Genomic DNA, 8,902 nt, shown 5'->3' with positions numbered 1-8,902 from the left:
TGAGCGATTCGATGTCGTTACCTTGTTCTACATACAGGTAGTCAAAGCCGAGGCTCTTGAAGTAATTGTTTTCGCTCTTGCCTTGCGTTCTGCGGAGCTCGGCCAAACTCCCGTAAAGTCCGCCATGGTTTTCGGCGATGGACATTTCGTTATCGTTTACGACCACGATAAAGTTCGTCGCGTATTCGCCCGCATTGTCGAGACCTTCGAACGCTTCGCCGCCGCTGAGCGAACCGTCGCCGATGACGGCGATGACGTTGCCCTTTTCGCCCTTGATGTCGCGGGCAGTTGCAAGCCCGAGTGCAAGGCTCACGGAAGTCGAAGTGTGGCCAATCATGAAATGGTCGTGTTCGCTTTCGCAAGGTTCGGTGTAGCCGGTAACGCTCCAGTACTTTTCCGGATTCAGGAACGCTTCGGCGCGGCCTGTCAAAATCTTGTGGGTGTAGCTCTGGTGGCTTACATCGTAGACAATCTTGTCCTTGGGCGATTCGAATACATAATGCAATGCGATGGTCGCATCAACGAATCCGAGGTTCGGAGCCAAATGACCACCGCATTTTGAAATCTTGTTCAAAAGTGCCGTGCGGATTTCTGCCGCGAGCGCCTTGAGGCTTTCCATGTCCATCTTTTTCACATCAGCAGGGGATGCAATCTTTTCTATCAGCATAAATACCGCCTATAAAATATTTCAACTAAAATATAAATCATTTATTATTTTTTCTCCTATGCGTCGCGTTTTATACCTGCCTTGCCTTCTTGTATCGGTGCTGTTTATCGCCTGCTCCGAGTCGTTCACCGACCCGCGCGATGGCCAGAGCTACGACGTAGTAAAGATTGGTGGCCTCACCTGGTTTGCGGAGAACCTGAATTTCGCAACCGAGGGGAGCGTGTGTCCCGAGGGCGACAGCCGCAACTGCGATAAGTATGGGCGGCTCTACACTTGGGACGATGCGCGCGCAGCATGCCCCGAAGGCTGGAGCCTCCCGGACAGCGCGGACTTTGCATCGCTAATTACGGAGGCGGGCGGCGCGGATTTTGCGAGCGGCATGGCAGTCGCGGGAGAAAAACTGAAATCCACCGGCGGGTGGTTCAAGAAGGGGAACGGCACCGACGCGCTCGGCTTTGGCGCGCTCCCCGCGGGCTATCGCGGTGAGAAATACGATGGCATCGGCGGCTACGCCTATTTCTGGAGTGCTTCGACGACGCCCGACGATCTTGCGTATTACCTGTTCCTCGATTTCAGCAGCAAGGCCGCAAGCATGAACGCCTTCCCCAAGGGGGACTTCCGTTCCGTGCGCTGTATCAAGGCCGCGCAAGCGGCGCAGTAGATGTCTTGCGGTTGAATAAACTCCGCGAGCGCCTATAGCAAGTAGTCCATGCGGATATTCCGCATGCTTTCGAATAAATTAGCCTTGAGGGTGGAATTGCCCTTGGTGAGGCTCTTGATTTCTTCGCGTATTGTCTTGCGGTGGCTCGCCTTTGAAAACTCGCAGGTGCAGGTGAACTTGCGGATGTCCGCGTCCTCTGCATATTCGATAATCTCGCTCTCTTCGCAGTAGCAAAGCGGGCGTATAATGCTGCACGGGTACTTTTCGTAGGGTACCATCGGGGGCATGCCGCTGAACTCGCCCTTGTACAGCATGTTCATCAGGAGCGTTTCCACGATGTCGTCCATGTGGTGGCCGAGCGCAATCTTGTTGTAGCCGTTTTCGCGGGCGAACTTGATGAGCTCGGTGCGGCGCTGCGTGCTGCACCAATAGCAGTTGAGGCTGCGCCCTTCCTTGAGGCGGCCTTCTACCGCCACGTCCTTGAAGTAAAACGGAATCTGCGGGTACTGTTCTGCCATCCGTTGCAGAAATTCGCGCGGGGCCTTGTCGGCAAAATCGCTCTGGATATGTATCGCACCGATTTCGCAGTTCGGCAAAAACTTGCCCATGCGGTTTGCGAGTTCCATCAGCAGCACGCTCGAATCCTTGCCGCCACTTACGGCAACGAGCACCTTGTCGCCGTCTTCAATCAGATTGAAGTCGTGCAGCGCCTTGGTAATCTTCTTGCTGATGCGTTTGCGGATTGCGTTTGCCATTTCATCTATAATATAAAATTATAGGTGGTAGGGCGCATTCTAGTAGAACAGCTTCACGAGCAGTGTACCCACGATTGTCGAGACGACGACGCTCACGAGGCCCGGCCGCATAAAGCTGTGGTTCAGCAGGTACTTGCCGATGACGGTTGTGCCCGAGCGGTCGAAGTTCACGGTCGCGATATCGGAGGGGTAGTTCGGGATAAAGAAGTACCCGTACACGCTCGGGAGCACGCCCAGGAGCACAGGGCCTTCGATGCCGAGGCTATAGGCGAGCGGGAGCATGGCAACCACCACCGCACCCTGCGAGTTGATGAGCACACTCACCGCGAAGAACGCAAACGCGATTGCCCATGGGTAATGTTGCACGATGTCTTTGAGGCCGCCCTGCATCACGTCCATGTAGTTTGCGAAGTAGGTGTCGGCAAGCCAAGCAATCCCGTAAATGGCGACGACGGCGACCATGCCGCTTTGCCACACGGCGCCCGCCACGGCCTTCTTGGGGGCTGCCTTGCAGAAAATAACCATGAACGCGGCCGCAGCAATCATCACAATTTGGATGATGATGTTCATGGCGAGCGGCTTCATTTGCGCCACGCCGTCAATTACTTTACCTGTAGGGAACTTGGGGCGAATGTCGTGGCCCGCAATCTGCATAATGGAGAAGAATACGATGACGGCGAGGGCACCGAGGAAAATGAACACGGCGCGCTTCGCTTCCTTGGAGACTTCCTTGTCGAGCACGGAAGCGGTATTCCCGTACATGTATTCCTTCATTTGCGGGTCCTTGAGGCGCGCCTGGAATGCCGGGTCCTTGTCGAGGTCGAGCCCGCGCCTGTACGAAACGGCTGCCGCGGCCATGAGCCCGCAAAGGCATGCGGGAATCGTAATCGCGATGACCTGCAGGTTGTTGATGTTGAACCCGTTTGCGTTTGAGATGATGACGAACGAGGCGACGGCTGCTGCAATGGGCGAGCAGGTGATACCGACCTGCGAAGCGACCGAAGCTACGGCGCACGGGCGTTCCGGACGGATTCCCTTCTTGAGTGAGATATCGCAGATAATCGGCATGAGGGTGTAAACCACGTGGCCGGTGCCTACGAGAACCGTGAGGAAGAACGTGCAGAGCGGGGCCAAAATGGTGATGTGGTTCGGATGCTTGCGCAGGAGCCTTTCCGCAATCTGGATCAGCCAATCCATGCCGCCCGATGCCTGCAATATGCCGGCGCAGGTCACCGCCGCGATGATGATGTAGATAACGTCGGTAGGCGGCTTGCCGGGCTGCAGGCCGAAGCCGAGTACGAGGATGGCAAGGCCGATTCCCGAAATCGCGCCGAGGGCAAGGCTCCCGTAACGGGAACCCACGTAGAGTGCGAGAAGCACAACCAGGAGTTGGATTATCATCAATGTCATATTTTTAAAATAATCTTTTTTCCCACAAAAGGGTTTGGCTTTTTTGATAATTCTCCGTAAAATCAGGACGGCACAAAAACGGGTCCCGCTCGTGCGGCACCCTGTTTTTAGTTTATCTGTATACGTAACAGCCTGTCTGGACTGTTAGTCGTCGTTCAGATGCGTCGGCATCAGGAGGAAGCTGAACCCGAGGTTGTCGCCCACCGGTTCGATGATGCAGGCGCCAATCGGGTTGTTCATCTTCATGATGGCTTCTTCGCTCTTGCACATGCCGAAGATTTCGGTGAGGTAGCGGCCATCGAACCCGATGCTGAAGTTGCCTTCGCCGTTGTGCGTCACCGCGATGGCTTCGCGGGAATCGCCGCCGACATCCGGGTCGCTTGCGGAAAGTTCCATGGTGTTGCCGTCGATCTGCAGGCGCACCTTGTGGGTGCGGGCGTTCGCCATCGAGAGCACGCTCCTCATCTTGTTCAGGAACTCGGTCGTGTTCATCTGCACGGTGCGTTCGAAGTTCTGCGGGATCACGGCACGGTAGTTCGGGTACGGGCCTTCGAAGAGCTTCGAGATGACCTGCGTGGATCCGGTGTTGAAGAGGATGTGCGTGGCCGACGTGCGGATTTCGATGGTCGCGTCGGACTTCGCCATATTGAGGATAAGCTGGAGTGCCTTCTTCGGGATGATGGCGCCGTTCGTGAGGTTCGCGCCTTCCTGGTCGATGGAGGCACGGCCCAGACGGTGACCGTCGGTCGCAATCATAGAGACGGTGCCGTCCTTCGCTTCGAGGAATACGCCGTTCAGGTTGAGGCGGATGGCATCGGTCGAGCAGGCGAAGGTCGTCTTCTCGGCGAGGAATGCAAGTTCGCTAGCGGCGAAGCTCAGGGATTCGCCCTCGGCAACTTCGGGGAACGGCGGAAAGTCGCTTGCGTCAAAACCGGTGATGGAGGCCTTGCCGCGTTCGCTCCACTGGATGGTGGCGAGGAAGTCCTGCACGTCGACGGATACGGTCGTGATGCTCGGGTCGACGAGGCTCTTGATGAGTTCGAGAAGCTTGCGTGCGTTGATGACCACGGAACCGTCGCGTTCGCCCTGGACTTCGACCTTGACCCTGATACCGAGGTTCAAGTCGGTCGCGCTCACTTCGAGGAAGTTGCCTTCGAGGCGCAGCGCGAAGTTGTTGAGAATTTGGATGGTGGACTTGTTGGGGACGGCGTTGATGGCTGCCTGCAGTACATCCTGGAAAACGGTTTTTTCAATAACGAACTTCATTTTTTAGGCACCTCTTTGGATAATAGTCGTACCGACAAAGAATACGACTGCGATAACGGCCAAAGCCACGATCACCCACTTGTTCATGGAATTGCTTTTCTTTGGCACGAAATTCTTTGCATTCTGCTTTGCGCGTCTGCGTTCGCTTCGACTCATGTTGTGTCTCCGTTGATTTTAACAGTGAAAAACTACTATTTTTTAGAGGCGAAAGAGGAAAGGAACATGAACGAAACGGCAATAAATAAGCTCAAAACCAAGGCGAAGGACCTTGCGGGCTCCGCTTTGGCGAGGGTTGAACTGGCGACGGAAGAAAGCCGCCTGAAAACCAGGTTCCAGTCCCTGGGCCAGAAGCTGTACCAGGCGGTCCGCGGGGACCTGCTCGGGACAATCAAGGACGATCCGGCCGTTGTGGAACTCCTGGGCGAAATCGAGGAGGGCAAGCGGCGTATCGAGGATCTCGAAAAGAAGATTGCCGGGGAGCGTCCGTAGCCTGTGCGAAAGATTGAGATACATACCTTCTCCGAAAGGACGTCCGGCAGCAAGAGCTTCCGCGTGAGCCCGATGCGGCTTGTTGTCATGGGGATATGCTTCGTGCTTGCCGTCGTGGGGTTCGTGCTTTTTTCTCCCGTGAAGATTGTGGACAGTGTCGCCGATGGCGACGCCGTATCCGTGTATCGCCAGAATAGGGGTATCTCCCGCGAGATAAAGAAGGTTCGCGAATCGGTGGACGAGACGATTCTCCGTGCAGAAGAAACCAAGCTCCTGCGCGACAGTACCGTCAAGCTCAGCGGGCTCGGGTTCACGCTCGATGATGCCTTGGCCGACGACGGTGCGAATGGCCTGTACCCACGGAAAAGTATCCGTGAAATCGAGACGACCTTCAAGAACCTGCTTAATGGAGTCGAGAAGAATCCTGCTCTTGCCGCATCGATTCCGGTGTTGCATCCGCTCAAGAACGGCCATGCTGTCAGGAACCGCTTCGAGATGATCCATGACCCGTTTACCGAAATAGACCTGCCACACCGCGGAATAGATTTTGTCGCCGATGTGGGGGATACGGTCTACGCGACCGGTGCGGGAGTGGTGGCCGAGGTGCGTTCTCATCGAGGCTTCGGGCTCTCGGTCAAAATCGAACATACGCCCGGGGTCAAGACTTTTTATGCGCACTTGGGCCAGTCGCTGGTACAGCAAGGCGAACGCGTCCATCGCGGTTCCCCGATTGCCATTGTGAACGAGAGCGGTCGCGAATCCGGAGTCGGGCTTCATTACGAGATTCGCGTGAATGGCGTGCCCGTAAATCCGGAAGACTATTTTATAACAAAGTAACGTCAAGGCGAGGTGCGGGAATGAAACAGGCTCCGTTTGAACAGAATGTAATCGCGATGGTCTGGGACTGCGACAAGACGCTCATCAGTTCTTACATGCAAGAACCGCTCTTCCGCTATTACGGCGTGGACGGAAAAATTTTTTGGGACGAGGCGAACGCCCTCAGGGAACGCTATGCCGCGCAGGGCATATCCGTCAATGCTGATACGAGCTACCTGAACCACATCCTCACCTATGTGAAGGCGGGCCTGTTCAAGGGACTCAACAACGCCCGGCTTCGCGAGTTCGGCAAGGAGCTCGTGTTTTATCCGGGCCTCCCGCAGTTTTTCGGCGACATGAAGAAGCTTATCGCCGAAGACCCGAAATACAAGGCGTTCGATATCCGTCTGGAACATTATGTTGTTAGTACCGGCTTCGCGGAGACGATTCGCGGGAGTGCCATTGCGCCCTATGTCGACGGCATCTACGGCTGCGAGTTCATCGAGGATGCTTTGCAACCCGGGTTCCTGGATGCGGCCGGGGACCTGAAATCGAGTGCGTCTGCCGCGGAACTCGGCCTGGTTCCGGACCGTGAGATTACCCAGGTCGCCTGCGCTCTCGACAACACCTCCAAGACGCGCTACCTCTTCGAAATCAACAAGGGAAGCAACAAGTATCCCGATACGATTGACGTGAACTCGTCCATCGCTCGCGAGAGCCGCCGCGTTCCCTTCGAGAACATGGTCTATATCGCCGACGGCCCTTCCGACGTGCCTGCGTTCAGCATCCTGAACTACAATGGCGGCGCCACCTTCGCCGTCTATCCCAAGGGCAACGTCCGCGCGTTCAAGCAGGTCGACGCCCTTCGCAGGGACAACCGTGTGCAGATGTTCGGCGAGGCTGATTATTCGGAAGGCTCCCAGTCGTGGCTGTGGCTTGTCGAGAAGGCTCGCTCCATTGCGGATGCGATTGTCGAAAAGAAGAAGGCCGCCATCAGGAGCAGCGCGAGCAATCCGCCGACCCATTTGGGCGGTTAGCGCCTCGAAAGAGGGCGTTTTGTCCTTGTAAAGGGCGGCCCAATCCTACCTAAAGCTTCCTGTCTTGTTATATTTTGGCTCTCTAGGTTCCGTGGGGTGGAATTTCGGTACTTTCCGCAAGGAATCCCCCGGGACTCGGAAGCGCTCCATACTTTTGGAGGGCTTTTTAGGGATTTATAAGTTTTATTGGTTTTGCATTTACTTCTAGGAGTTTTATGGCAAATAAGTGTAAGCGTGGGATTTTGATTAGCAAGACACCTTACGAGAAGCGCATCGCTATCATGGAAGACGGCGACCTTGCGGAACTTGTCGTGGAGAGCGTCTCGTCTACTCGAGTCCTGGGCAATATTTACAAGGGAGTCGTCCAGAAGGTGCTCCCCGCCCTGAAGGCCGCGTTCATCGATATCGGCCTCGAGAAGGCCGGGTTCCTCCATCAGGACGACGCCATGGACAGGAACGAGTCGCTTCGCCGCGAATATGGCGACGATGACGACGAGGGCGGTTCTTCCAAGGAGGTCTCCATCGACGAGATCTTGAAGGAAGGCCAGGAAATCATGGTCCAGGTCGTGAAGGAACCGATTAGCACCAAGGGCGCCCGTCTGACGACGCACCTGAGCTTTGCGGGCCGCTTCCTGGTGTGCATGCCGGGGACGAACTTCATCGGCGTGACCAAGCAGCTGCGCGACCCGTCCAAACGCCGCGAGTTCAAGAAGGTGGTCCGCCGCCTCAAGGGCCGCGACGTGGGCTACATCGTGCGTACCAACGGCCTGAACGAATCCGAATTCGAAATCAGCAAGCAGATGCGCGAACTCGAGAGCAAGTGGGAACAGACGAAGTACAACTTCGAGACCATGCCTGCCGAAACGTGCATCTACGAGGAATCCGATTCCATCGAGCAGACTGTTCGCGAATACTTCGGCGAGAACACGGACTACGTGTATATCGACAACCGCGACGAATACTTTGCCCTCCGTGATTACCTCAAGGTGCTTTCTCCGGACAAGCTCGACAAGGTGAAGCTCTGGAGCTCTAGCGAGAGCCTGTTCGAATACTTCAAGATCGAGAACGACTATGCGCGCTCCCTGCAGCGCCAGGTCCCGCTTCCGCGCGGTGGCAACCTCGTCATCGAACAGACCGAGGCGCTAGTTTCCATCGACGTGAACACCGGACCGAAGGTGCACGGCAAGGACCAGAGCAAGATCATCCTCGAAACAAACATCGACGCCTGCCACGAGATTGCGAAGCAGCTGCGCCTCCGCGATGTGGGCGGCCTCATCATCATCGACTTCATCGACATGGAGACCGATGCCGACCGCGAGGCGGTGTACCAGGAATTCCGCAAGGCTATCCGCCGCGACAAGGCTCCCATCAGCCCGGCTCCCATCAGCCAGTTCGGCCTCATGGAAGTGACCCGCAAGCGCGTCCGCGTGAACCTGATGACCGAGAAGACGGAACTCTGCCCTGTCTGCCATGGCGGTGGCCGTATCCCGACTCTCGAATCTACGCTCGGCATGATTGACCGCTGGCTCGCCCGCGCCCGTGCGAAGGGCAAGCTTCGCGAAGTGACCCTCGTGGTGAGCACGCCGCTTGTCGATGTGTTCTGCAAGGACCTCGGCCGTATGTTCCATTACCTGGAATACAAGCACGGCATGAAGATCAACCTCGTGGAAGACGATCATGCGCATACGAACCAGTTCTGGGTGTACGACAAGAACAACGAGGATATCACCGACCTGTACAACTTTGTATAGGATAATCCCCGGGTGATAATTTAAGGGCTTGCGGCAAGACCGCAAGCCCT

The 8,902-nt window shown here is 56.1% G+C and carries 10 protein-coding genes; 5 read left to right on the top strand and 5 right to left on the bottom strand.

Annotation, left to right across the window (positions count from 1 at the left end; all coding sequences use genetic code 11):
• The coding region (locus B2310_RS10350; protein ID WP_290731202.1) for a 1-deoxy-D-xylulose-5-phosphate synthase N-terminal domain-containing protein at positions 1-667 on the bottom strand (667 nt) is incomplete at its 3' end.
• Positions 668-725: 58 nt separating this feature from the next.
• Here B2310_RS10350 and B2310_RS10345 point away from each other — a divergent pair.
• Complete coding sequence (locus B2310_RS10345; protein ID WP_290731199.1) at positions 726-1,328, top strand: fibrobacter succinogenes major paralogous domain-containing protein; 603 nt, start codon at positions 726-728, stop codon at positions 1,326-1,328.
• A 32-nt stretch (positions 1,329-1,360) separates the two neighbouring features.
• Here the strand turns inward: B2310_RS10345 and B2310_RS10340 are convergent, their stop codons facing one another.
• From B2310_RS10340 to B2310_RS10325, 4 genes are all read right to left on the bottom strand, one after another.
• On the bottom strand, positions 1,361-2,083 hold the full coding sequence (locus B2310_RS10340) for a tRNA 2-thiocytidine biosynthesis TtcA family protein (protein ID WP_173366043.1): 723 nt from the start codon (positions 2,081-2,083) through the stop codon (positions 1,361-1,363).
• A gap of 39 nt (positions 2,084-2,122) precedes the next feature.
• Positions 2,123-3,493 (bottom strand): anaerobic C4-dicarboxylate transporter, encoded by a 1,371-nt coding sequence (locus B2310_RS10335; protein WP_290731196.1) that lies wholly within the window; start codon positions 3,491-3,493, stop codon positions 2,123-2,125.
• A gap of 144 nt (positions 3,494-3,637) precedes the next feature.
• Entirely contained in the window at positions 3,638-4,759 is a 1,122-nt protein-coding gene (dnaN, locus tag B2310_RS10330) for a DNA polymerase III subunit beta (protein ID WP_290722839.1), read from the bottom strand.
• A 3-nt stretch (positions 4,760-4,762) separates the two neighbouring features.
• Complete coding sequence (locus B2310_RS10325; protein WP_173366045.1) at positions 4,763-4,915, bottom strand: hypothetical protein; 153 nt, start codon at positions 4,913-4,915, stop codon at positions 4,763-4,765.
• Positions 4,916-4,981: 66 nt separating this feature from the next.
• Between B2310_RS10325 and B2310_RS10320 the strand changes: the two genes are divergently transcribed.
• The 4 genes from B2310_RS10320 to B2310_RS10305 all read left to right on the top strand — a co-directional run bounded on the left by B2310_RS10320 (position 4,982) and on the right by B2310_RS10305 (position 8,852).
• The gene (locus B2310_RS10320) at positions 4,982-5,248 is read left to right on the top strand and encodes a hypothetical protein (RefSeq protein ID WP_173382086.1); all 267 of its coding nucleotides are present in this window, start codon (positions 4,982-4,984) and stop codon (positions 5,246-5,248) included.
• 3 nt (positions 5,249-5,251) lie between these two features.
• Positions 5,252-6,085 carry a M23 family metallopeptidase gene (locus B2310_RS10315; RefSeq protein ID WP_173366047.1) on the top strand — a complete coding sequence of 278 codons (834 nt, stop codon included), beginning with the start codon at positions 5,252-5,254 and terminating at the stop codon, positions 6,083-6,085.
• Between the two features lie 20 nt (positions 6,086-6,105).
• Positions 6,106-7,101 (top strand): haloacid dehalogenase-like hydrolase, encoded by a 996-nt coding sequence (locus B2310_RS10310; RefSeq protein WP_173382087.1) that lies wholly within the window; start codon positions 6,106-6,108, stop codon positions 7,099-7,101.
• A 215-nt stretch (positions 7,102-7,316) separates the two neighbouring features.
• Positions 7,317-8,852 (top strand): Rne/Rng family ribonuclease, encoded by a 1,536-nt coding sequence (locus B2310_RS10305; RefSeq protein ID WP_173366049.1) that lies wholly within the window; start codon positions 7,317-7,319, stop codon positions 8,850-8,852.
• The last annotated feature ends 50 nt before the right edge of the window (positions 8,853-8,902 follow it).

The organism is Fibrobacter sp. UBA3629 (assembly GCF_002374005.1).
GTDB lineage: Bacteria > Fibrobacterota > Fibrobacteria > Fibrobacterales > Fibrobacteraceae > Fibrobacter.
The sequence above is the reverse complement of the archived record's forward strand: the minus strand, read 5'-3'. Positions and strand labels throughout refer to the sequence as shown.